The organism is Roseateles asaccharophilus (assembly GCF_031458115.1).
Taxonomy (GTDB): domain Bacteria; phylum Pseudomonadota; class Gammaproteobacteria; order Burkholderiales; family Burkholderiaceae_C; genus Pelomonas; species Pelomonas asaccharophilus_A.
Genome location: NZ_JAVDXV010000001.1, coordinates 624,367 through 647,594, shown reverse-complemented (window position 1 = coordinate 647,594; position 23,228 = coordinate 624,367). Strand labels below are relative to the sequence as shown.

The 23,228-nt window shown below is 65.6% G+C and carries 16 protein-coding genes and 6 tRNA genes; 6 read left to right on the top strand and 16 right to left on the bottom strand.

Annotated elements, in window-relative coordinates; translation table 11 throughout:
• Nucleotides 1–44: 44 nt before the first annotated feature.
• Nucleotides 45–2,900 (bottom strand): 2-oxoglutarate dehydrogenase E1 component, encoded by a 2,856-nt coding sequence (locus J2X21_RS02895; protein ID WP_310324621.1) that lies wholly within the window; start codon nt 2,898–2,900, stop codon nt 45–47.
• Between the two features lie 367 nt (nt 2,901–3,267).
• On the opposite strand from J2X21_RS02895, the gene J2X21_RS02890 reads away from it, so the two are divergent.
• From J2X21_RS02890 to J2X21_RS02875, 4 genes are all read left to right on the top strand, one after another.
• Nucleotides 3,268–4,110, top strand: a complete 843-nt coding sequence (locus tag J2X21_RS02890; protein WP_310324619.1) for an isopenicillin N synthase family dioxygenase — start codon at nt 3,268–3,270, stop codon at nt 4,108–4,110.
• A gap of 352 nt (nt 4,111–4,462) precedes the next feature.
• Nucleotides 4,463–6,031 (top strand): ABC transporter substrate-binding protein, encoded by a 1,569-nt coding sequence (locus J2X21_RS02885; RefSeq protein ID WP_310324616.1) that lies wholly within the window; start codon nt 4,463–4,465, stop codon nt 6,029–6,031.
• Nucleotides 6,032–6,080: 49 nt separating this feature from the next.
• On the top strand, nt 6,081–7,658 hold the full coding sequence (locus tag J2X21_RS02880) for an ABC transporter substrate-binding protein (RefSeq protein ID WP_310324613.1): 1,578 nt from the start codon (nt 6,081–6,083) through the stop codon (nt 7,656–7,658).
• Between the two features lie 160 nt (nt 7,659–7,818).
• Nucleotides 7,819–8,466, top strand: coding sequence for a trimeric intracellular cation channel family protein (locus J2X21_RS02875; RefSeq protein WP_310324611.1), 648 nt, complete (start codon nt 7,819–7,821; stop codon nt 8,464–8,466).
• A 64-nt stretch (nt 8,467–8,530) separates the two neighbouring features.
• On the opposite strand, the gene J2X21_RS02870 is transcribed toward J2X21_RS02875, so the two are convergent.
• The 5 genes from J2X21_RS02870 to J2X21_RS02850 form a co-directional block, all read right to left on the bottom strand.
• Complete coding sequence (locus J2X21_RS02870; RefSeq protein ID WP_310324609.1) at nt 8,531–10,291, bottom strand: beta-1,3-glucanase family protein; 1,761 nt, start codon at nt 10,289–10,291, stop codon at nt 8,531–8,533.
• Nucleotides 10,292–10,608: 317 nt separating this feature from the next.
• On the bottom strand, nt 10,609–11,562 hold the full coding sequence (locus tag J2X21_RS02865) for an NAD(P)H-dependent flavin oxidoreductase (RefSeq protein WP_310324607.1): 954 nt from the start codon (nt 11,560–11,562) through the stop codon (nt 10,609–10,611).
• 13 nt (nt 11,563–11,575) lie between these two features.
• Entirely contained in the window at nt 11,576–13,363 is a 1,788-nt protein-coding gene (locus tag J2X21_RS02860; RefSeq protein WP_310324605.1) for an acyl-CoA dehydrogenase, read from the bottom strand.
• A 72-nt stretch (nt 13,364–13,435) separates the two neighbouring features.
• A complete protein-coding gene (locus tag J2X21_RS02855; protein ID WP_310324603.1) occupies nt 13,436–14,368 on the bottom strand; it encodes an electron transfer flavoprotein subunit alpha/FixB family protein in 933 nt (310 codons plus the stop codon).
• Between the two features lie 21 nt (nt 14,369–14,389).
• Nucleotides 14,390–15,139 (bottom strand): electron transfer flavoprotein subunit beta/FixA family protein, encoded by a 750-nt coding sequence (locus J2X21_RS02850; RefSeq protein WP_310324601.1) that lies wholly within the window; start codon nt 15,137–15,139, stop codon nt 14,390–14,392.
• Between the two features lie 172 nt (nt 15,140–15,311).
• Between J2X21_RS02850 and murI the strand changes: the two genes are divergently transcribed.
• Together murI and J2X21_RS02840 are read left to right on the top strand one after the other, a co-directional pair.
• Nucleotides 15,312–16,112: a glutamate racemase gene (murI, locus tag J2X21_RS02845; RefSeq protein WP_310324599.1), complete on the top strand. Its 801-nt coding sequence runs from the start codon at nt 15,312–15,314 to the stop codon at nt 16,110–16,112.
• A 43-nt stretch (nt 16,113–16,155) separates the two neighbouring features.
• Nucleotides 16,156–16,371, top strand: a complete 216-nt coding sequence (locus J2X21_RS02840; RefSeq protein WP_310324597.1) for a YjfB family protein — start codon at nt 16,156–16,158, stop codon at nt 16,369–16,371.
• 35 nt (nt 16,372–16,406) lie between these two features.
• Here the strand turns inward: J2X21_RS02840 and J2X21_RS02835 are convergent.
• The 10 genes from J2X21_RS02835 to J2X21_RS02790 all read right to left on the bottom strand — a co-directional run bounded on the left by J2X21_RS02835 (nt 16,407) and on the right by J2X21_RS02790 (nt 23,158).
• Nucleotides 16,407–16,495, bottom strand: a tRNA-Leu gene (locus tag J2X21_RS02835).
• 68 nt (nt 16,496–16,563) lie between these two features.
• A tRNA-Gly gene (locus tag J2X21_RS02830) sits at nt 16,564–16,639 on the bottom strand.
• Nucleotides 16,640–16,689: 50 nt separating this feature from the next.
• Nucleotides 16,690–16,765 (bottom strand) — tRNA-Gly (locus J2X21_RS02825).
• Between the two features lie 13 nt (nt 16,766–16,778).
• A tRNA-Cys gene (locus J2X21_RS02820) sits at nt 16,779–16,852 on the bottom strand.
• 75 nt (nt 16,853–16,927) lie between these two features.
• Nucleotides 16,928–17,003: transfer RNA gene (locus J2X21_RS02815), tRNA-Gly, on the bottom strand.
• A 118-nt stretch (nt 17,004–17,121) separates the two neighbouring features.
• Nucleotides 17,122–19,536: an endopeptidase La gene (lon, locus tag J2X21_RS02810; protein WP_310324596.1), complete on the bottom strand. Its 2,415-nt coding sequence runs from the start codon at nt 19,534–19,536 to the stop codon at nt 17,122–17,124.
• A gap of 71 nt (nt 19,537–19,607) precedes the next feature.
• Nucleotides 19,608–20,876, bottom strand: a complete 1,269-nt coding sequence (gene clpX, locus J2X21_RS02805) for an ATP-dependent Clp protease ATP-binding subunit ClpX (protein WP_310324594.1) — start codon at nt 20,874–20,876, stop codon at nt 19,608–19,610.
• 134 nt (nt 20,877–21,010) lie between these two features.
• Nucleotides 21,011–21,619: an ATP-dependent Clp endopeptidase proteolytic subunit ClpP gene (gene clpP, locus J2X21_RS02800; RefSeq protein WP_310324592.1), complete on the bottom strand. Its 609-nt coding sequence runs from the start codon at nt 21,617–21,619 to the stop codon at nt 21,011–21,013.
• Nucleotides 21,620–21,730: 111 nt separating this feature from the next.
• Nucleotides 21,731–23,044: a trigger factor gene (tig, locus tag J2X21_RS02795; RefSeq protein ID WP_310324590.1), complete on the bottom strand. Its 1,314-nt coding sequence runs from the start codon at nt 23,042–23,044 to the stop codon at nt 21,731–21,733.
• A 27-nt stretch (nt 23,045–23,071) separates the two neighbouring features.
• Nucleotides 23,072–23,158: transfer RNA gene (locus J2X21_RS02790), tRNA-Leu, on the bottom strand.
• Nucleotides 23,159–23,228 lie beyond the last annotated feature (70 nt).

Sequence of the window (23,228 nt, the reverse complement as noted above, 5' to 3'; positions counted from 1 at the left end):
GAACGCGCGCAGCGCCCATCAGTGGAACGCTGCGCGGGACGGTCTTATTTGGTGAGGATGAAGCCCTTGAGCTTGGCAAACGCCTGATCCAGCAGCGCCTTCTGCTGCTCCTGGTGCAGGTGGGCGTAACCGCAGGCCGGGCTGGCGCTGGCGGCACGGCCGGCATAGCCCAGCTTCTGGCCTTCGAGCATGTTCTCGTGCACATAGTGCTGCACGAAGAACCAGGCGCCCTGGTTCTGCGGCTCGTCCTGGCACCAGACGATGTCGGTCGCGTTCGGGTACTTCTTGAGCTCGGTCGAGAAGGCCTTGTGCGGGAACGGATAGAGCTGCTCGACGCGGACGATGGCGACGTCATTGGCCTTCTTGTCAGCACGTGCCTTGACGAGGTCGTAGTAGACCTTGCCCGAGCAGACGATGACGCGCTTGACCTTGTCGGCCACGAAGCTGTCGTCCCGCTCGCCGATGACGGTCTTGAACTCGCCCTTCGTGAACTCGGCCAGCGGGGACGTGGCGTCCTTCGCGCGCAGCAGGCTCTTGGGAGTCATGATGACCAGCGGCTTGCGGAACATGCGCAGCATCTGGCGACGCAGCACGTGGAAGATCTGCGAGGCCGTCGTGGGCTGCACGATCTGCATGTTGTTGTCCGCGGCCAGCTGCATGAAACGCTCCAGGCGGGCCGAGCTGTGCTCGGGGCCCTGGCCTTCGTAGCCGTGCGGCAGCATCATCGTCAGGCCGTTGGAGCGGCCCCACTTCACTTCGCCGGAGGCGATGAACTGGTCGATGACGACCTGCGCGCCGTTGACGAAGTCGCCGAACTGCGCTTCCCAGATGGTCAGCGTGTTGGGTTCGGCGGCGGCGTAGCCGTACTCGAAGCCCAGCACCGCCTCTTCCGACAGGATCGAGTCGATGACGACGAACGGGGCCTGGCCTTCGGCGACGTTCTGCAGCGGGATGTAGGTGCCGGCGTCCCAGTTGGCGCGGTTCTGGTCGTGCAGCACGGCATGGCGGTGCGTGAACGTGCCACGGCCGCTGTCCTCGCCCGACAGGCGCACCGGGTAGCCGGAGGCCACCAGCGACGCGAAGGCCATGGACTCGCCCATGCCCCAGTCGATGTTGGTCTCGCCACGGCCCATCGCGGCGCGGTCACCGTAGAGCTTGGCGACCAGGTTGTGGGCGGCAAAGTCCTTGGGCAGCGTCGTCAGCTTCTCGGCCAGGCGCTTCCACTCGGTGGCGGGGATGGCGGTGTCGCAGCTGTCCGTCCACTTCTTGCCCAGGAAGGGCGACCAGTCGGTGGCGAACTTGCTCTTGAAGTTGGTCAGCACCGGGTCGACGGTGTGGCGGCCTTCGTCCATCGCGGCGCGATAGGTCTTGACCATCTCGTCAGGGCCTTCGGCCGTCAGCACGCCCTGGGCCACCAGCTTGTCGCCGTAGACCTTGCGGGTGCCGGGGTGGGCGCCGATCTTCTTGTACATCAGCGGCTGCGTCAGCGCGGGCGTGTCCTGCTCGTTGTGGCCCAGCTTGCGGAAGCAGACGATGTCCAGGACCACGTCCTTCTTGAACTCGGCGCGGTAGTCCATGGCCAGCTGCGTGGCGTAGACGACCGCCTCGGGGTCATCGCCGTTCACGTGCAGCACCGGTGCCTCGATCATCTTGACGACGTCGGAGCAGTACCAGGTCGAGCGCAGGTCGCGCGGGTCACTGGTGGTGAAGCCGATCTGGTTGTTGATGACGATGTGCACCGTGCCGCCCGTGCGGTAGCCGCGGGTCTGGGCCATCGCCAGCGTTTCCTGCACGACGCCCTGACCGCCAAAGGCCGCGTCGCCGTGCACCAGAACGGGCAGCACCTGCACGCCTTCGGTGTCGCCACGGCGGTCTTGACGAGCGCGCACGCTGCCTTCGACGACCGGGTTGACGATTTCCAGGTGGGACGGATTGAAGGCCAGCGACAGGTGGACCGGGCCGCCAGGCGTGGACACGTCGGAGCTGAAGCCCTGGTGGTACTTCACGTCACCGGCGGGCAGGTCCTCGGCAGCCTTGTGCTCGAACTCGGCGAACAGGTCGCCCGGCATCTTGCCCAGCGTGTTGACCAGCACGTTCAGACGGCCGCGGTGGGCCATGCCGATGACGATCTCCTGCACGCCGCGCTCGCCGCCACGCTTGATCAGCTCGTCCATCGCGGCGATGAAGCTCTCGCCGCCTTCCAGCGAGAAACGCTTCTGGCCGACGTACTTGGTGTGCAGGTAGCGCTCCAGGCCCTCGGCGGCCGTCAGGCGCTCCAGGATGGCCTTCTTCTTCTCGGCGCTGAAGGCGGGCTTGCTGCGCGACTTCTCCAGGCGCTCCTGCCACCAGCGCTTCTCGGCCGGGTCGGAGCCGTGCATGAACTCGGAGCCGATGGAGCCGCAGTAGGTCTCGCGCAGCGCCTGCACGATCTGGCGCAGCGTCATCGTCTCGCCACCGAAGTAGCTGTTCACGGCACTGAACGAGATGTCCATGTCGGACTCGGTCAGGTCGTAGAACGCGGGGTCGAGTTCGGGAATCTTGGGGCGCTCGGCGCGCTTTAGGGGGTCCAGCTCCGCCCAGCGGTTGCCGAGGAAGCGGTACGCCGCGATCAGCGACTGCACGTGCACCTGCTTGCGGGCGACGGCCAGATCGGCGCTGGAGGCCTTGTTGGCGAAGGCGTTGGCCTTGGCACGCTGCGCGAAGGACTCGATGACCGGCGCATGGGCCACGTCACGGGACTCGCTGCCGTCGACGGCGGGAACGTGCTGGAGGGCGTCGAAGTAATCGCGCCAGTTGTCGGGCACGGAGCCCGGGTTGTCGAGGTAGGCCTCGTACATCTCCTCCACATACGGGGCATTGCCACCGAACAGGTAGGAGTTCGACCTGTATTGCTGCATCATCTTTCGCTCACCTCATGCCCCGGTTTCCAGGGAGTTGGCTGGTTGAAGAACCTTCCGCGACACGGCTCGACCGGTTGGCGGATTGCGACCCACCTTCGCTGCCACCAATGGCAACAGCAAAAGGGACGGGAAGGACCAGGAACCCCTCCGCTGCTCGAAAGGCCAGCCCATGCCGGTGCAGGCCCTCTGAGTAACAGACGAGTTCCATCAGGGCCCGAACTCTAGCACTGCGGGTTTGCCCGACAAGGGGGCGGGGATGCGACAAAGTTCACCGATCAGGCCAGCGAAAGTTTGACTGCCTCGTAAACTTGCGCCCGCGTCAGCCCCGCGATTGAATGGCTGCGCCGGGACATTCAGGAGATCCCAAATGCAAGTCCAGGTCGTCGACTACCGCGCGCCCGACGCGGCCGAAAAGTTCACCCGTTCCCTGCATGAAACCGGGTTCGGCGTGCTGACCAACCACCCCATCCGCCAGGCCCTGGTGGAGAAGATCTATGCCGACTGGCTGGCCTTCTTCAACGGCGACGGCAAGGACGCCTACGCGTTCTCCAAGGAAACGCAGGACGGCTGGTTCTCAACCGAGATTTCCGAAACCGCGAAGGGCTCCAAGCAGAAGGACATCAAGGAGTACTTCCACATCTACCCCTGGGGCCGAATCCCGCCCCAGCTGAAGGAAGACGCCCTCACCTACTACCGCGAGGCCAACGCGCTGGCCGAGGAGCTGCTGGGCTGGGTCGAGAAGTACACGCCGCCGGAGATTGCGGCCAAGTACCGCGAGCCGCTGTCCGACATGATCAAGGGCAGCACCAAGACGCTGCTGCGCGTGCTGCGCTACCCGCCGCTGACCGGGCTGGAACCCGAGGGCTCGCTGCGCGCCGCCGCGCATGGCGACATCAACCTGCTGACCATCCTGCCTGCGGCCAACGAGCCGGGGCTGCAGGTGCTGGGTACCGACGGCGCCTGGCATGACGTGCCCTGCGACTTCGGCACGCTGACCATCAATATCGGCGACATGCTGCAGGAAGCCTCGGAAGGCTACTACCCGTCGACGCAGCACCGCGTCGTGAACCCGACCGGCGAAGGCGCGAAGAAGAGCCGCGTGTCGCTGCCGCTGTTCCTGCATCCGCGCGACAACGTCGTGCTGAGCGATCGCTACACGGCGGACGCCTATCTGAACGAGCGCCTGCGCGAGCTGGGCGTGAAGACCTGACCCAGCGGATCATCGAGATCCACCCCGACGCGCCGCCCAAGCCGGCCGTCGGGGCCATCTGCAACGGCTGCGGCGTCTGCTGCCTGGCCGAACCCTGCCCTTTGGGCGTGCTGCTGAGCCGGCGTCTGAGCGGCGCCTGCGTCGCGGTGAAATGGGACGGTGCACGCTATGTGTGCGGCGCGCTGACGGCACAACCCAGCGGCTTGATCGGCAAGGTTGGCGGCTGGCTCGTCAAGCGCTGGATCTCATCGGGCAGCGGTTGCGATTGCTCACTGGAAGTTGGGGCTGGCCCTAGCGGGAAAGGCGAAGGACACGACTAGGATTTTCGGCACCCAAGTCACAAGGATGCCGAATGAAGCCGCTGCTGCGACTGCTGCCCCTGCTGGCCGCACTGACCCTGATCGGCGCTCACGCCGCGCCGCTGCGCTGGGCCGCGCAGAACGACATCCTGACGCTGGACCCGCATTCGCAGGACCACAACACGTCCAACGCCATCGGCAACCACATCTACGAGGGGCTCACGCGGCTGGGCAAGAACTACCGGCCCGAGCCCTCGCTGGCCACCAAGTGGACGTACACGTCGCAGACGCAGGTGCGCTTCGAGCTGCGCCGCGGCGTGAAGTTCCACGACGGCTCGCCGTTCACGGCCGATGACGTGGTGTTCAGCTTCGGCCGCATCACGCAGCCGCAGGGCACCAAGCAGACCTATGTGTCGGGCATCAAGGAGATCAGGAAGATCGACGACCACACGGTGGACGTGATGCTGGAAGCGCCCACGCCCATGCTGCTGCAGAACATCATCAGCTTCCCCATCATGAGCAAGGTCTGGTCTGAGAAGAACAAGACGACCAGCACGCAGGACTACAAGGCCAAGGAAGAGAACTACGCGTCGCGCAACGCCAACGGCACCGGGCCGTACAAGCTCGTCATCTGGCAGCCCGACCAGGTGGTGAAGATGGTGGCCAACGCCGACTGGTGGGACAAGAACCCCAGCAATGTCACCGAGCTGAGCTATCTGCCCATCAAGAGCCCGCCCACGCGCGTGGCGGCGCTGCTGTCGGGCGATGTGGACCTCGTCACCGACATCCCGCCGCAGGACTTCTTCAAGCTGAAGGAGGAAGGCAAGGTCAAGCTGCTGGAGGGCTCCGAGATCCGCACGGTGTTCTTCGTCATGGACCAGGGCAGCGACGAGTTGCGCGAGTCCAGCGTGAAGGGCAAGAACCCGTTCAAGGACAAGCGCGTGCGCGAGGCGATGAACCTGGCGCTGGACCGCGAGGCCATCAAGCGCAGCATCATGCGCGGGCTGTCGGTGCCGGGGGCGCTGATGATCGCGCCCGGCGTCAACGGCTACGACGCCGCGCTGGACAAGCCGCTGAAGGCCGACACCGCCAGGGCGAAGAAGCTGCTGGCCGACGCCGGCTACCCCAACGGCTTCGAGCTGCCGCTGCACTGCCCCAACAACCGCTACGTCAACGACGAGCAGGTCTGCCAGGCGGCGGTGTCCATGTGGGCCAAGATCGGCGTGAGGGCGCGGCTGGTGGCCGCCCCCTTCGCCACGCACAGCCAGACCTTCCAGCGCCACGAATCGCCGTTCTTCATGCTGGGCTGGGGTGTGTCCACCTACGACGCGCTGTACGGCATGCAGGCCTGGGGCCACACGCGCACCAATGGCGCGGACGGCAACTTCAACTTCGGCAAGGTCAGCGATACCAGGCTCGACGAGCTGATCCAGAAGATCAAGTTCGAGCCCGACGTGCCCCAGCGCAACGCACTGATCAAGGAGGCGCTGCTGCGCATCCGCGACGAGTTCCTGTTCGTGCCCATCCACCACCAGATCCGGCCCTGGGCGATGAAGAAGGGCGTGGAAACGCTGCACCGATCCAACGACTACTTCGAGGCGCGCTACACGTCGATCAAATAGCACCCCGGTTTCGGCGATCATGCGGACTCCTAACCCAGGAGGACCGCCGATGAAACTGCGCCAGGCCACCGCCGCGCTTCTGGTGTGCGCGTCGCTCGCCGCGACCGCCCCCGCCCTTGCCAACCCGCTGCGCTGGGCCGCGCAGAACGACATCCAGACGCTGGATCCGCACTCGCAGAACCACTCCGCGACGACCACGATCTCGGGCTACATCTACGAGAGCCTGACCCGCTACACGGAGAAGTTCGACGTCGAGCCCGCGCTGGCCACCAAATGGACCTTCGTGTCGCCGTCTCAGGTGCGCTTCGAACTGCGCAAGGGCGTCAAGTTCCATGACGGCACGCCGTTCACGGCCGACGATGTGGTGTTCAGCCTGCAGCGCATCAAGCACCCCGCCAGCAACACGATCATCTACGCCTCCGGCATCAAGGAGGTGAAGAAGATCGACAGCCACACGGTGGACTTCATCCTCGACGGCCCCAGCCCCGTGCTGCTGCGCAACCTGACCTATGTGCGCATCATGAGCAAGGCCTGGGCGGTCAAGAACAAGGTCGAGAACCCGCAGGACTTCAAAGCCAAGGAAGACACCTTCGCCTCGCGCAACGCGATGGGCACCGGCCCCTACCGGCTGACCAGCTGGACGCCGGATCAGCGCATCGTCATGGCCGCCAACAAGGACTGGTGGGACAAGCCCAAGGGCAACATCTCCGAGGTCATCTACCTGCCGATCAAGTCCGACGCCACGCGCGTGGCCGCGCTGCTGTCGGGCGACGTGGACCTGCTGACCGACCTGCCGCCGCAGGACGTCGCCAAGCTCAAGGCCGACCCGCGGCTCAAGGTCATCGACGGCCCCGAGAACCGCACCATCTTCTTCGCGCTGGACCTCGGCAGCGACGAGATCAAGGGCAGCAACATCAAGGGCAAGAACCCGTTCAAGGACAAGCGCGTGCGCGAGGCCATGTCGCTGGCCATCGACCGCGAGGCCATCAAGCGCACGCTGATGCGCGGGCTGTCCATCCCGGCCGCGTTGATGGTGGCACCGGTGGCCTATGGCTGGTCGCAGGAGCTGGACGTCGTGTCCAAGCCCGACGTGGCACGCGCCAAGCAGCTGATGACCGATGCCGGCTACGCCAACGGCTTCGAGACCCCGCTGGCCTGCCCCAACGACCGCTACGTGAACGACGAGGAGATCTGCCAGGCCGTCGTCGTCATGTGGTCCAAGATCGGCATCAAGGCCAAGCTGTCGACGCAGCCGATGACGCAGCATTCCGCCGGCCTGCAGCGCTTCGAGTTCCCGCTGTACATGTACGGCTGGGGCGTGACCACGTTTGACGCGCAGTACACGCTGCAGGACATCGTGCACACCAAGACCAGCGGTGCCGACGGCAAGGGCAACTACTCGCGCGTCGCCGACGCGCAGGTGGATGCGCTGGTGCAGCAGATGAAGGTCGAGACCGACGTGCCCAAGCGCCTGGCGCTGATGCAGGACGCGCTCAAGCGCACGCGCGACGAGCTGCTGTTCATCCCCATCCACCACCAGGTGCGGCCATGGGCGATGAAGGCCGGCGTGACCATTCCGCACTCCGCCAACGACGCACCGCAGGCGCGCTGGGCCACGGTGAAGTGAAGCCCCTCGCCCAGTCACGCCGCGCTGAAGGCGGGCGCGCCTGGTCGGTCCCCCGTGGGGACGGCAATGCTCGCGGCGTTGAGCCGCGAGCACATCGCCAGGGCAGACCGGCTTGGGAGCGGCCCGGCGCTCGGCCCGAATGCACCGTGGAGACGGGCACTTGAGGCCTCCCACGCTGAACTTCTCGACGATCCAGTCGGTCGTCGAGATCTCCGCGACGCTGGCCTTCGCGCTGTCCGGTCTGCTGGCCGGTGCGCGCAAGCAACTGGACGTGGTGGGCCTGTGCGTCGTCGGGGGCCTGACGGCCTTCGGCGGCGGCACGCTGCGCGACGTGCTGCTGGACCGCCGCCCCTTCTTCTGGGTGGAGCATGCCGACTGGCTGTGGGCGCTGATGGCGCTGGCCCTGGGCGCCATGCTGTTCCTGCGCCGCCGCCACCTGGCGCTGACCGAGCGCGCCATTGAATGGCCCGACGCGCTGGGCCTGGGCCTGTTCACGGCCAACGGCGCCTGGATCGCGCTGCAGGCCGGCATGCCCGCCATCGTCGCGGTGCTGATGGGCGTGGTGACCGCCACCTTCGGCGGTGTGCTGCGCGACATCGTCTGCAACGAGATCCCGGCCGCGTTCAACGACCACCGGCCCTACGCGCTGTGCAGCTTCGTGGGCGGCTGGGTCGTCGTGGCCGCGGTGCGGCTGGAGGCGCCGCAATGGGCAGCCATCAGCGCGGCGGCCGCGGCCACCGTGCTGCTGCGCGCGCTGGCGCTGTGGACGGGGTGGACGCTGCCCGTCTGGCGCATCCACAAGCGCTGAGCGCGGACACGGCCCAACAGAAAGGCCCCGCATGCGGGGCCTTGTTCATGGGCGCTGCCGCGCCTTACCAACCGATGGTGTATGTCACCACGGTCGGTGCCGACGTGTGGATGGACGGGCTGAAGTCGCCCACATCGTCGTACGCGAAGCCATAGGCCTTGCGGTTGATGCTGTGGTCGTGCCAGAACTTGGAGTACCAATTGCTGAGCTGGCCCGCCGGGTGGTGGGCATCCTGCACGTACCAGTTGGCCGGCGTGTGCATCACATGGCGGTTCAGCGCGGCGCAGATCTGCGCCTGGATCTGCAGTTGCGTGCCGGTGTTGGTCGGGTTGCCGCTGGCATCCGCCAACAGGCCCGCACCCAGCAGCACCATGGCCGTGTCGGGCTTGCCGTTGATGTAGAAGGTCCCGGCCGGCGAGCCGCCCGTGAAGATGAAGCGGTCACCGCTGATGCGGCCGCGGAAGGTGCCCAGGTTCTGCAGCGTGAAGACCAGGTCCTCGTTGCGGTAGCGGGCCCACATCGCGTCGATGTAGGGCTGCAGGTAGTTGGCGTTGGCCTGGCCCGGCTTGAACGTCGCATGGGCCGGCGCAATGATGCGGTACGGCGCGTGGGGCGCCTGCGCCAGCGGGCGGAACGGTGCGGGCGTCTCGGCCTGGAAGCGGCTGAACAGCTGCTCGCGCGTCTCGGCCAGCGCCTCGCCGACGGTCTGGTCGAAGCCGCCCAGGCCCTGCACGCGCAGCTTCAGCGGGAAGCCGAAATGGTCCACGCGCGTCGTGTTGATGAAGATGCCCTGGTTGGCATGGCCCGGCGGCAGGATGGCCATCTCGCCGAAGTCGAAGTAGACGTCGATGTTGGGGTCGGTCGGGTTCTCGATGTTGGCGCCGGCATAGCCGATGTTGCCGTTGCCGTCGACGACCACGCGGATGTACATCGGCGAACCGACGGACAGCATGATGCGCGCCGAGTCCAGCGGCGGAATGGTCACCGAGCGCGTGCTGCTCAGGCGGTGAAAGTAGTTCGTGTAGGTGACGCCGCCCTTGCTGAGCGCGCCGTTGTCGGCGGTGGACATCGGGATCAGGTTGCCCGCCGCATCCACGCGCACGAAGCGGCCGGTGGACCAGTCGCGGCCGATGATGGCCCAGTAGACCTGGTCGTCGCCCCAGCGGCCATTGGTCTGGTTGACGATGTTGAACGTCGTGCGGCCGTTCCAGCTGCCGCCGTTGGTGGCCACGCGGTAGGACGAGGTCAGGTCGTTGAAGCCGCGGTTGACGAGGTTGGGCTCATCGCCGGTCAGCGCCAGCGACGTGCCGCCGTAGTTGATGTCGTTGAACAGCGTCGCGCGGTAGCCGGACTGCACCTTGACCGACGACACGCGGTCGTTCCAGGCTGTGCCAATCCAGCTCGAATCGGCGCTCACGCAGGTGCTGGCGCCGGTGTAGTTCACGTCGGCGAAGAAGCACACCGGGCCGGTGGCCGTGTTGCCATTGACCGTGTAGCTGAAGCGCGGCGTGTCGTACGCCGGCGTGCCGTTGTTGTAGGTGAACCAGTAGCCGATGACGTTGCCGCTGGCGACCGTCACCTTCTGCTCGTAGCGGCCGTTGGCGGCCGCCATGCGCACGTTCTGCTGCGGGCCGTTGTTGACGCTGTAGTGCGCATCAACCCAGCTGGTCGACACATTGGACTTGAACCAGATCGTCGCGGTGGTGCCGCTGACTTCCACACCCTGGGTGTAGTCCTGGGCCAGGGCCGGCGCCGTGCCGAGCAGCCCGAGGGCCATCAGCCAGCACACGCCGAACAGGCGCAAGCAACGCAAAACAAGATTCACCTTCGTCTCCTTCGCCCGCTGTGGTGCGGGTCAGTCAGAGGCCCCAACGCGTGATGTCCACAGGGCCGGCGTCCCGGCTGCGAAGGCCTACATCGCACCCGGCAGGCAGCCGCTGCCGGGTCAGGCCGCCAACTGAAAAGCAACATGAAAGCGCTTTCAGTTTTGGCCGGCATCCTCATGGGAGCACCGAGAAAGCGGTTTCATGGATAACCCGTGCGAGCCGTTTTCATGGCGTCGCCCACATCCGGGACAGGAAACCCACCAAAGCAAACGGCCGCCCGAGGGCGGCCGTTTGGCGGATTGCGTGAGCTAACGAATCAATTCAGCGCCAGTCGCGTGCGCGCCGCGGCGTACTCGCGCTTCAGGCGCGCCACCAGCTCCGCCGCCGGCACCACCGCCTTGACCGCACCCACGCCCTGCCCACTGCCCCAGATGTCCTTCCAGGCCTTGGCCGCGCCGCCGCCGAAGTTCATCTTGCTCGGATCGCTCTCGGGCAGGTTCTCGGGGTCCAGGCCCGCCGCGACCACAGAGCCGCGCAGGTAGTTGCCGTGCACGCCGGTGAACAGGTTGCTGTAGACGATGTCGTCGCTGTTGCTGGCGACGATCATCTGCTTGTACTCGTCGCTGGCGCGCGCTTCTTCGGTCGCGATGAAAGCTGAGCCGATGTAGGCCAGGTCCGCACCCATGGCCTGCGCGGCCAGGATGGCGTCGCCCGTGCCCATGGAGCCCGACAGCGCGAGCGGGCCGTCGAACCATTCGCGGATCTCGTGGACCAGCGCGAACGGGCTCTTCACGCCTGCATGGCCGCCCGCGCCGGCCGCCACGGCGATCAGGCCGTCGGCGCCCTTCTCGATGGCCTTCCTCGCGAACTTGTTGTTGATGATGTCGTGCAGCACGATGCCGCCCCAGCTGTGCACGGCCGCGTTCACGTCCTCGCGCGCGCCCAGGCTGGTGATGACGATGGGCACCTTGTACTTGGCGCACACCTGCATGTCGTGTTCGAGCCGCTCATTGCTCTTGTGCACGATCTGGTTGATCGCGAACGGCGCCGCCGGCTTGTCCGGGTTGGCGCGGTTGTAGGCGGCCAGCGTCTCGGTGATCTCGGCCAGCCACTCGTCCAGCAGTTCGGCCGGACGCGCGTTCAACGCCGGCATGGAGCCGACGATGCCGGCCTTGCACTGCTCGATGACGAGCTTGGGGTTGCTGATGATGAACAGCGGCGAGCCGATGACCGGCAGCGGCAGGTTCTTCAGGATGTCGGGCAATGCCAAGGGGATGTCTCCGTCAGAAAGCTTCAAGGCTCAGCTCAGTCACGCTGTCGGCACCGTCCACGATGGCAGCCCGCAGCGACGCGGTGCGCGGCAGGATGTGCTCGACATAGAAGCGCGCGGTGGTGATCTTGGCGGCCATGAAGGCCTTGTCAGTCGCCAACGCGTCTTCCGCGGCCAGCAGCGCGCGAGCCAGTTGCCAGCCGGCGACCAGGTTGCCCGCCAGCATCAGGTAGGGCACCGAGCCGGCATAGGCGGCGTTGGGGTTGCCCTTGGCCGACGCAGCGATGAAGTCGACCACGGCGAGGAAATCTTCGCGCGAGGCGCGCAGCGCCTTCAGCACGGCCTTGGCTGCTGCGCTGTCGCGCTGGGCCAGTTCGCTTTCGGTGACTTCGATCTGGCCCGCGATGCCGCGCGCCAGCTGGCCGCCGTCGCGCGAGGTCTTGCGGCCCACCAGGTCGTTGGCCTGGATGGCCGTCGTGCCTTCGTAGATGGTCAGGATCTTGGCGTCGCGGTAGTACTGCGCCGCACCGGTCTCCTCGATGAAGCCCATGCCACCATGCACCTGCACGCCCAGCGACGTGACCTCCAGGCTCATCTCGGTGCTGTAGCCCTTCACCAGCGGCACCATGAAGTCGTAGAACGCCTGGTTCTGCTTGCGCGCGTCGGCGTCGGGATGGTGGTGCGCCGCGTCGAACGCCGCGGCGGCGGTGCTGGCCATCGCACGGCACCCTTCCGTCAGCGCGCGCATCGTCATCAACATGCGGCGCACGTCGGGGTGGTGAATGATGGTGGCACTGCCAGGCTTGCTGCCGTCCACCGGGCGCGACTGCACGCGGTCCTTCGCGTAGGCCACGGCCTTTTGATAGGCGCGATCGGCGATGGCGATGCCCTGCAGGCCCACGCCATACCGGGCCGCGTTCATCATGATGAACATGTACTCCAGGCCGCGGTTCTCCTCGCCGATGAGCTGGCCGATGGCGCCGCCGTGGTCGCCGAACTGCAGCACGGCCGTCGGGCTGGCCTTGATGCCCATCTTGTGCTCGATGGACACGCAGTGCGCGTCGTTGCGCGCGCCGAGCGAGCCGTCGGCATTCACGAGGAACTTCGGCACCAGGAACAGGCTGATGCCCTTCACGCCCTCCGGCGCGCCGGCCACGCGGGCCAGCACGAGGTGGACGATGTTCTCGGCCATGTCGTGCTCACCGTAGGTGATGAAGATCTTCGTGCCGAAGACCTTGTAGGTGCCGTCGCCCTGCGGCTCGGCGCGCGTGCGCACCAGCGCCAGGTCCGAGCCGGCCTGCGGCTCGGTCAGGTTCATCGTGCCGGTCCACGAGCCGTCCAGCAGCTTGGGGATGTAGACCGAGCGCTGCTCGTCGCTGCCCGCGGTAAGCAGCGCCTCGACGGCGCCGTCGGTCAGCAGCGGGCACAGCGCGAAGCTCATGTTGGCCGACTGCAGCATCTCGTTGCAGGCCGCAGCGATGGTCTTGGGCGCACCCTGGCCACCGAACTCGGTCGGGTGCACCAGGCCTTGCCAGCCGCCTTCGGCGTAAGCGCGGAAGGCCTGCTTGAAGCCGGGCGTTGTCGTGACCACGCCGTCTTTCCACGACGACGGGTTCTTGTCGCCCTCGAAGTTCAGCGGCGCGATGACGTCCTGTGTCAGCTTGGCACACTCCTCCAGCACGGCGGCGGCGGTGTCCAGGCCGAAGTCGGCGAATGCGGGCACTTGCTGGGTTAGCGAATCCAGACCGGCCAGGTGCTGGATGTTGAAAAGCATGTCCTTGACGGGAGCTTGGTAACTCATTTGTTCCTCCTGGCGGAAACAAAAAGGGCGCCGCGACGACGGTCGGGGCGCCCGGCGGTGATCGGCGTCGGTTTACAGCGCGTTGACGAGTTCAGGCACGGCCGTGAACAGATCGGCTTCCAGGCCGTAGTCGGCCACCGAGAAGATCGGCGCTTCCGGGTCCTTGTTGATCGCGACGATGACCTTGGAGTCCTTCATGCCGGCCAGATGCTGGATGGCACCGGAGATGCCGGCGGCGATGTACAGCTGCGGCGCGACGATCTTGCCGGTCTGGCCGACCTGCCAGTCGTTCGGGGCATAGCCGGCATCGACGGCGGCGCGCGAAGCGCCCAGCGCGGCGCCCAGCTTGTCGGCCAGCGGCGTCAGCACTTCCATGAACTTGTCGTTCGAGCCCAGCGCGCGGCCTCCCGACACGATGATCTTGGCGGCGGTCAGCTCGGGGCGGTCGCTCTTCGTGACCTCACGGCCGACAAAGCTGCTCTTGCCGCTGTCGGCTGCCGCGGCGGCGGACTCCACGGCGGCCGAACCACCGGTGGCAGCCGCCGGGTCGAAACCGGTCGTGCGCACGGTGATGACCTTGGTCGCGTCGGCGCTCTGCACCGTTGCGATGGCGTTGCCAGCGTAGATGGGGCGCTCGAAGGTGTCGACGCTGACGACCTTGGTGATGTCGCTGATCTGGCCCACGTCCAGCAGCGCCGCAACGCGCGGCGCGACGTTCTTGCCCGAGGCGGTGGCGGGGAACAGGATGTGGCTGTAGCTCGAAGCCAGCGCGATGACTTGCGCGGCGACGTTCTCGGCCAGGCCTTCGGCCAGCGCGGCGGCGTCGGCGTGCAGCACCTTGGCGACGCCGGCAATCTGCGCGGCCGCAGCCGCGGCGGCAGCGGCGTTGTGGCCGGCCACCAGCACGTGCACGTCGCCACCCAGGGCGACGGCGGCGGTGACGGTGTTCAGCGTGGCGCCCTTGATGGAGGCGTTGTCGTGTTCGGCAATGACGAGTGCGGTCATCTCAATGTCTCCGGGATTCAGTTAGATGACCTTGGCTTCGGTCTTCAGCTTGGCCACCAGCGTGGCGACGTCGGCCACCTTCACGCCGGCACCACGCTTGGGTGGCTCGCTGACCTTCAGTGTCTTGATGCGCGGCGCCACGTCCACGCCCAGGTCGGCCGGCTTGACGATGTCGAGCTGCTTCTTCTTGGCCTTCATGATGTTGGGCAGCGTCACGTAGCGCGGCTCGTTCAGGCGCAGGTCGGTCGTCACGACGGCCGGCAGACTCAAGGCCACGGTCTCCAGGCCACCGTCCACTTCACGCGTCACGTTGACCTTGTCGCCGGCCACTTCGACCTTGGAGGCGAATGTGCCCTGCGGCATGCCGGTCAGCGCGGCCAGCATCTGGCCGGTCTGGTTGCAATCGTCGTCGATGGCCTGCTTGCCCAGGATGACCAGGCTCGGGCCTTCCTTATCCACCAGCGCCTTCAGCAGCTTGGCGACGGCCAGCGGTTGCAGCTCTTCAGCCGTCTCGACCAGGATGGCGCGGTCCGCGCCGATGGCCATGGCGGTGCGCAGCGTTTCCTGGCATTGCGTGACGCCGCAGGACACGGCGATCACCTCGGTGACGGCGCCTTTCTCCTTCAGGCGCACGGCCTCTTCGACGGCGATCTCGTCGAAGGGGTTCATCGACATCTTCACGTTGGCGATATCCACGCCCGTGCCGTCGCTCTTGACGCGCACCTTGACGTTGTAGTCCACGACACGTTTGACAGGGACCAAGACCTTCATCGAAAACTCCAGCTCGAATTGACGTAAACGTTAATCGGATTCTACGGGGCGCTCGCCGCGGAGCCGCGCTTAAAAAAGCACGATCGTTCGATTCTAGCCAGAGGTCCGAAGCTGTCGATGAAAGACTTTTTGGAGAGGCCTCTCGAATCGCGAAGCTAGACTGCCGCGTTCCATGCAGATTGACCCCTCAACACGCCGCGAGATCGGCGTTTTCGACTCCGGCGTCGGCGGCTTCACGGTGCTACGCGAACTGCAGGCACTGCTGCCCATGTCCCGGCTGCGCTACCTGGCCGACACGGCCTATGCGCCCTACGGCGGCCGCGGTCCGGATGAGATCCGCGCGCGCAGCTTCGCGATCACCGAACACCTGATCTCACGCGGCGCCGAGCTGATCGTCGTCGCCTGCAACACCGCCACGGCGCACGCCATCGAAGCGCTGCGAGCGCGCTGGCCCACCCTGCCCTTCGTCGGCACCGAGCCCGGCATCAAGCCTGCCGTTGCAGCGACCCGCAACGGCCGGATCGGCCTGCTGGCCACACCGGCCACGGCGGTCAGCGAACGACTGCGCGCGCTGATCGGACGGCACGTGGGTGATCGTGAGGTCATCGTGCAGGGTTGCCCGGGCGTCGTGGATCACATCGAGGCCGGCGACCTGGGCAGCCCCGCGCTGCGGACGCTCGTCGAGCAGCACTGCGCATCGCTGCGCGCCGCGGGCGTTGACACGGCGCTGCTGGGCTGCACGCATTACCCGCTGATCGAGCCGCTGTGGCAGGCGGCGCTGGGCGCCGACGTCAGGCTGCTGCGCATTGAAACCGCGGTGGCCCGCCGGGCCGTGGACTTGTGGAGGCCAGGCTCAGAAGCGCCCGCACTCCATATCGAGACCAGCGGCGACCCGGACGCCTTGCGCAGCTGGATAGAGCGCGTGCTGGGCTGGCAGGCACCCGACGTACGGCGCTGGCAGGTAACTATGTGAATCCGGCACTCAAGCCGGCGCGGGAATCGTCGATACGCGAGATATGAACATCGCCATTTCCACCGGCGTCAGTGCGGCCGTCAACAGCGCTTCCAACGGCACGCCCGGCACCGTCCAGTCTGCCGCCAGCGTCCTGGTGCTCAGGAAGGCCCTGGACATGCAGGCCGCAGGCGCCGTCGAACTGCTCAATGCCCTGCCGCAGCAGCCGGTCCTGGCAACACAGGGCAACATCGGCCGCAATATCAACACTTTCGCTTGATGCAGCATTCGCCTTGACCGGCGAACGATGATGCGTGGTGCCCGGGACGGGACTTGAACCCGTACGCCCCTCTCGAGGCGGCGGATTTTAAGTCCGCTGCGTTTACCGATTTCGCCACCCGGGCGGCGGGCGGATTATCCGGGCCGCACAAAAGAAAACGGGAGACTCGATTGCTCGAATCTCCCGTGAATTTGGAGCGGGTAACGAGGCTCGAACTCGTGACCTCAACCTTGGCAAGGTTGCGCTCTACCAACTGAGCTACACCCGCGCATTTCGCCTGGCCTTGGTGTGCCAAACATCGGTGCGACCGATTTTTACTGGAGCGGGTAACGAGGCTCGAACTCGTGACCTCAACCTTGGCAAGGTTGCGCTCTACCAACTGAGCTACACCCGCATGGTGTTTGTTTTGGAGGCGCGATCCGGAGTCGAACCGGACTAACCGGATTTGCAATCCGGGGCATAACCGCTTTGCTATCGCGCCGCCGTAAAACCCAAATCAAAGCCGTTGGTGCGACCTTGACGAAAAAGGGAAGCCGGGGCTTCCCTTCTGACTAACTGGAGCGGGTAACGAGGCTCGAACTCGTGACCTCAACCTTGGCAAGGTTGCGCTCTACCAACTGAGCTACACCCGCATTGCCTGAGTGATCGCTTGCGCAATCATTCTGCAATTGCCGCCAAATCGTTTTAGCGATCTAGCGAAGCTGGGAGTGTACTGCATTTTTGACGTGCAGCACAACCCAACCTGCTCTTTCAGTGAGGCACCACCGTGCTCTTGGCCGCACCTTCTTCCGGCTTGGCCGCGGCAACGGGAACCTCCTCGTCGGGCAGCGGCGTCGGCGCGGCTTCCAGGGCCACTTCGAGCACGCGCTCGATCCAGCGCACCGGCACGATCTCGAGCTGGTTCTTCACGTTCTCCGGAATGTCCTGCAGGTCCTTGACGTTCTCTTCCGGGATCATCACGGTCTTGATGCCGCCGCGGTGGGCCGCGAGCAGCTTCTCCTTCAAGCCACCGATGGCGGTGACTTCACCACGCAGCGTGATCTCGCCGGTCATCGCGACGTCCGCGCGAACCGGGATGCCGGTCAGTGCAGACACGAAGGCAGTGGTCATCGCGGCACCGGCACTCGGGCCGTCCTTGGGCGTGGCGCCATCAGGCACGTGCACGTGCACGTCGCGCTTTTCGAACACCTCGTCCTTGATGCCCAGGCGGCGAGCACGCGAGCGCACCACGGTGCGAGCGGCCTCGACGGACTCCTTCATCACATCGCCCAGCGAGCCGGTGCGGATGATGTTGCCCTTGCCCGGCATCGCGGTGGCTTCGATGGTCAGCAGGTCGCCGCCCACCTCCGTCCACGCGAGGCCGACGACCTGGCCGACCTGGTTCTTCTTCTCGGCACGACCGAAGTCGTACTTGCGCACGCCGAGAAAGTCGTGGAGGTTGTCCTCCGTGACGACGACCTTGCTGTCGTAGGTCTTGAGCTGGATGCCCTTGACGACCTTGCGGCATATCTTGGACATCTCGCGCTCGAGCGAGCGCACGCCGGCTTCCCGCGTGTAGTAGCGGATCACGCCACGCACGGCCGACTCGGTGACTTCCAGCTCCTCGTCCAGCACGCCGTTGTTCTTGCGCTGCTTGGGCAGCAGGTAGGTCTGCGCGATGTTGACCTTCTCGTCCTCGGTGTAGCCCGACAGACGGATCACTTCCATCCGGTCCAGCAGGGCCGGCGGGATGTTCATCGAGTTCGATGTGGCGACGAACATCACATCGGACAGGTCAAAGTCGACCTCGATGTAGTGGTCACCGAAGGTGTGGTTCTGCTCGGGGTCCAGCACCTCCAGCAGCGCCGACGACGGGTCGCCGCGGAAGTCCATGCCCAGCTTGTCGATCTCGTCGAGCAGGAACAGCGGGTTGCGCGTGCCGACCTTGGTCAACGACTGCAGCACCTTGCCCGGCATGGAGCCGATGTAGGTGCGACGGTGGCCGCGGATCTCGGCTTCATCGCGAACGCCGCCCAGCGCCATGCGGATGAACTTGCGACCGGTCGCGCGCGCCACGCTCTGGCCGAGCGAGGTCTTGCCGACGCCCGGAGGGCCGACCAGGCACAGGATGGGCGCCTTGACCTTGTCCACGCGCTGCTGCACCGCGAGATATTCAAGGATGCGGTCCTTGACTTTCTCGAGGCCATAGTGGTCTTCGTTCAGCACGTCCTCGGCGTTCTTGAGGTCGTGCTTGATCTTGGTCTTCTTGCTCCAGGGCAGGTTGACCAGGGTGTCGATGTAGTTGCGCACCACCGTGGCTTCGGCGGACATGGGCGACATCAGCTTGAGCTTCTTCAGCTCGGCGTCGGCCTTCTTGCGCGCTTCCTTGGGCATCTTGGCGGCGAGGATCTTCTTCTCCAGCTCCTCCATGTCGGCGCCTTCTTCGCCGTCGCCCAGCTCCTTCTGGATGGCCTTGACCTGCTCGTTCAGGTAGTACTCGCGCTGGCTCTTCTCCATCTGGCGCTTGACGCGGCCGCGGATGCGCTTTTCGACCTGAAGGATGTCGACCTCGTGCTCGAGCAGGTCGAGCAGCTTTTCCAGGCGCTTGGCCACGTCGGCCAGGTCCAGCACGGCCTGCTTGGCGTCGAGCTTGAGCGGCAGGTGGGCGGCGATGGTGTCGGCCAAGCGGCCCGGATCATCGATGCCGCCGATGGACGTGAGGATCTCGGGCGGGATCTTCTTGTTGAGCTTGACGTACTGGTCGAACTGCTGCGTGACGGCGCGACGCAGGGCTTCGACTTCAGGGGCGTGCTCGGTCTCGGGCGGGATGGGTGTCACTTCGGCCACGAAGTGCTCGCCCGGCTCGGTGATGGAGCTGGTGGTGGCGCGCTGCAGACCTTCGACGAGCACCTTCACGGTGCCATCGGGCAGCTTCAGCATCTGCAGGATGCTGGAGACGCAGCCGACCTCGAACATGTCTTCGGGCTTGGGCTCGTCCTTGCCGGCGGCCTTCTGGGCCACCAGCATGATCTGGCGGCCGGCTTCCATCGCGGCTTCCAGCGCCTTGATGGACTTGGGACGCCCGACGAACAGCGGGATGACCATGTGCGGGAACACGACCACGTCACGCAGCGGCAGCAGCGGCAGCGTGATCGGGTCGGCGGGGAGGATGGGATGTCCGGACATGAAGACCTCTCTTTCTCAGGCCGATGTGCGGCCTGAGGGGGCGATTGCAAGTTGGAGGGCTTGGTGGCGGTTTACGCGCTGGCCTTTTGTTCGCGGTAAACCAGCAAGGGACGTGCCGTGGCGTCCTCGATGTTGTGTTCGTCCAGCACGACCTTCTCGACACCGTCCAGCGTCGGCAGGTCGAACATGGTGTCGATCAGCGACTGTTCCATGATGGAACGCAGACCGCGGGCGCCGGTCTTGCGCGCCAGTGCCTTGCGGGCGATGGCGGCCAGCGCGGGCTTGCGGATCTCCAGCTCGACGCCGTCCATCTCGAACAGCTGCTGGTACTGCTTGACCAGCGCGTTCTTGGGCTCGGTCAGGATCTGCACGAGCGCGTCTTCAGTCAGTTCGCCAAGCGTCGCGACGACGGGCAGGCGGCCGACCAGTTCAGGAATGAGGCCGAACTTGATGATGTCTTCGGGCTCGCACTCGCGGAAGACCTCGCCGACCTTCTTGTCGGTCTTGCTCTTCACGGTCGCGCCGAAGCCGATGCCGGACTTCTCGCTGCGGTTCTGGATGACTTTCTCCAGGCCGTCGAACGCGCCGCCGCAGATGAACAGGATGTTGGTCGTGTCGATCTGCAGGAAGTCCTGGTTCGGGTGCTTGCGGCCGCCCTGCGGGGGCACCGAGGCCATCGTGCCTTCGACGAGCTTGAGCAGCGCCTGCTGCACGCCCTCGCCCGACACGTCACGCGTGATGGACGGGTTGTCGGCCTTGCGCGAGATCTTGTCGATCTCGTCGATGTAGACGATGCCGCGCTGCGCGCGCTCGACGTCGTAATTGCAGTTCTGCAGCAGCTTCTGGATGATGTTCTCGACGTCCTCGCCGACGTAACCGGCTTCGGTCAGCGTCGTCGCATCGGCAATCACGAACGGCACGTTCAGCAGGCGCGCCAGCGTCTGCGCCAGCAGCGTCTTGCCGGAGCCGGTGGGGCCGATCAGCAGGATGTTGCTCTTGGACAGCTCGACCGAATCCTTGGTCGCCGCCATGTGGCGCAGGCGCTTGTAGTGGTTGTAGACCGCCACGGCCAGCGTGCGCTTGGCGACGTCCTGGCCGATGACGTAGTTGTCCAGGCTGGTCTTGATTTCGCTGGGCGTGGGCAGGTCGGACTTGCCCGCACGCGCCGCAGGTTCGGGCGCCGGGATCTCGTCGCGGACGATGTCATTGCAGAGTTCGATGCACTCGTCGCAGATGAACACGGACGGACCGGCGATCAGTTTCTTGACCTCGTGCTGGCTCTTGCCGCAGAACGAGCAGTACAGAACTTTTTCGCTGGAGGTGCCTTTTTTGTCGGCCATGGGTCTGCTCGGGAGATGCCAGAAATCAGGCGGGGTGCCTGAATGATGATAGTCCAAACGATCTCGGGGCCCTTGTGGGGATAAGGGCCCCGATTCCGCTGCGAATCCAGGGGCTTGTTACAGCCCCACACGACTTACGGGCGGTGCTCCAGCACCTGGTCGATCAGTCCGTAATCCTTGGCCTCGGCCGCGGACATGAAGTAGTCACGCTCGGTGTCCGACTGGATTTTCTCCAGCGTCTGGCCGGTGCGCTCGGCCAGGATGCGGTTCAAAGCCTCTCGCGTCTTCAGGATTTCACGCGCATGGATCTCGATATCGGTCGCCTGGCCCTGCGCGCCGCCCAGCGGCTGGTGGATCATGACCTTGGCGTTGGGCAGCGAGAAGCGCTTGCCCTTGGCGCCGGCCGCCAGCAGGAAGGCGCCCATGCTGGCCGCCATGCCCATGCACAGCGTTGAGACTTCGGGCTTGATGAACTGCATGGTGTCGAAGATCGACATCCCGGCCGACACGCTGCCGCCGGGGCTGTTGATGTACAGCGAGATTTCCTTGTCGGGGTTCTCGCTCTCCAGGAACAGCAGCTGCGCGACGACCAGGTTCGCGACCGCGTCGTTGACCGGGCCGACCAGGAAGATGATGCGCTCGCGCAGCAGGCGCGAGTAGATGTCGTAGGCGCGCTCACCGCGGCCCGACTGTTCGATGACCATGGGCACCATGCCCAGATTGCTGGTTTCAAGCGCGCTCATTCAGATCCTTGGAAATTTGACGTTGTCGGCTGACATGGGGGCGAATTATGGCCACGCAAGAAAGAAGGCGCCGGGCCTTGCGGCGCGGCGCCTCATCTGACGTGTGGCTTCTTAGTTGCCCTGAGCCATCAGCTCGTCGAACGGCAGGGCCTTGTCAGTGACCTTGGCCTTGGCCAGCACGAAGTCCGTGACGTTGTTCTCGACAACGACGGCTTCCACTTCGGCCATGCGCTCACGGTCGCTCAGGTACCAGCGCATCACTTCGGCGGGCTTCTCGTAGCTCTGCGACAGCTCTTCGATGTGAGCCTGCAGTTGGGCCGGCTTGGCCTGCAGATCGTTGGCACGCACCAGCTCGGCCACCACCAGACCCAGGCGCACGCGGCGCTCGGCTTGCGGCTTGAAGATGTCGGCGGGGATCTCGGCCTTGTCGGCATCCTTGACGCCGCGCTTCTTCAGGTCTTCACGAGCCTGCCCCACCATGCGCTCGGCTTCGCCTTGCACCAGGGCGTTGGGCACGTCCAGCTCGGAGGCAGCAACCAGAGCATCCATGACAGCGCCCTTGTTGCGAGCCAGCACGCGGAACTTCACTTCGCGCTCGAGGTTCTTCTTGATGTCAGCGCGCAGGGCTTCGACGGTGGCGTCCTTGATGCCCAGCGACTTGGCGAACGCCTCGTTCACTTCGGGCAGGTGCTGGGCTTCGATCTTCTTGACCGTGACCAGGAAGTCGGCTTCCTTGCCGGCCACGTCCTTGCCGTGGTAGTCCTCGGGGAACTGCAGCGGGAAGGTCTTGCTCTCGCCGGCCTTCATGCCACGCACGGCAGCGTCGAACTGCTCCAGCATCTGGCCTTCGCCGATCAGGAACTGGAAGCCTTCGGCCTTGCCGCCCTGGAAGGGCTCGCCGTCGATCTTGCCTTCGAAGTCGATGGTGACGCGGTCGCCCACGGCGGCCACATCGGCAGCGGCGCGCTGGGCGAAGCTGCGGCGCTGCTTGCGCAGGATCTCGACGGTCTTGTCGATGGCTTCGTCGGTCACGTCGCTGGAGACGCGCTCGACCTCAGCAGTGGCCAGATCGTTGATCTTGACCTCGGGGTAGACCTCGAAGGTCGCGTCGAAAGCCATCTGGCCTTCGGGCGCTTCGTTCTTCTGCTCGATGCGGGGCATGCCGGCCACGCGCAGCTGGGCTTCGTTGGCGGCGGTGTTGAAGGCGGCGCCGAGCTTGTCGTTGACGACTTCGTACTGCACCGAGTAGCCGTAGCGCTGGGCCACGACATTCATCGGCACCTTGCCGGGACGGAAGCCGTCGGCCTTGACGGTACGGGCCAGCTTCTTCAGACGGGCTTCGACTTCGCTGTTGATGTCAGCGGCCGCCACGTGCAGGGTGATGCGGCGTTCCAGCTTTTCGAGGGTTTCGACGGTGACGGCCATGATGGACTCGGGAACAGTTGATGACAGTGGTGCGCGGGGCCGGACTCGAACCGGCACGCCCGTGAAGGCGTCAGGACCTAAACCTGGTGCGTCTACCAATTTCGCCACCCGCGCAACGGGATGTTCTGGTTGGGCTGCTCAAGAAGGGCAGCCCCGTAGGCGATTCGGCAAACCGGCGATTGTA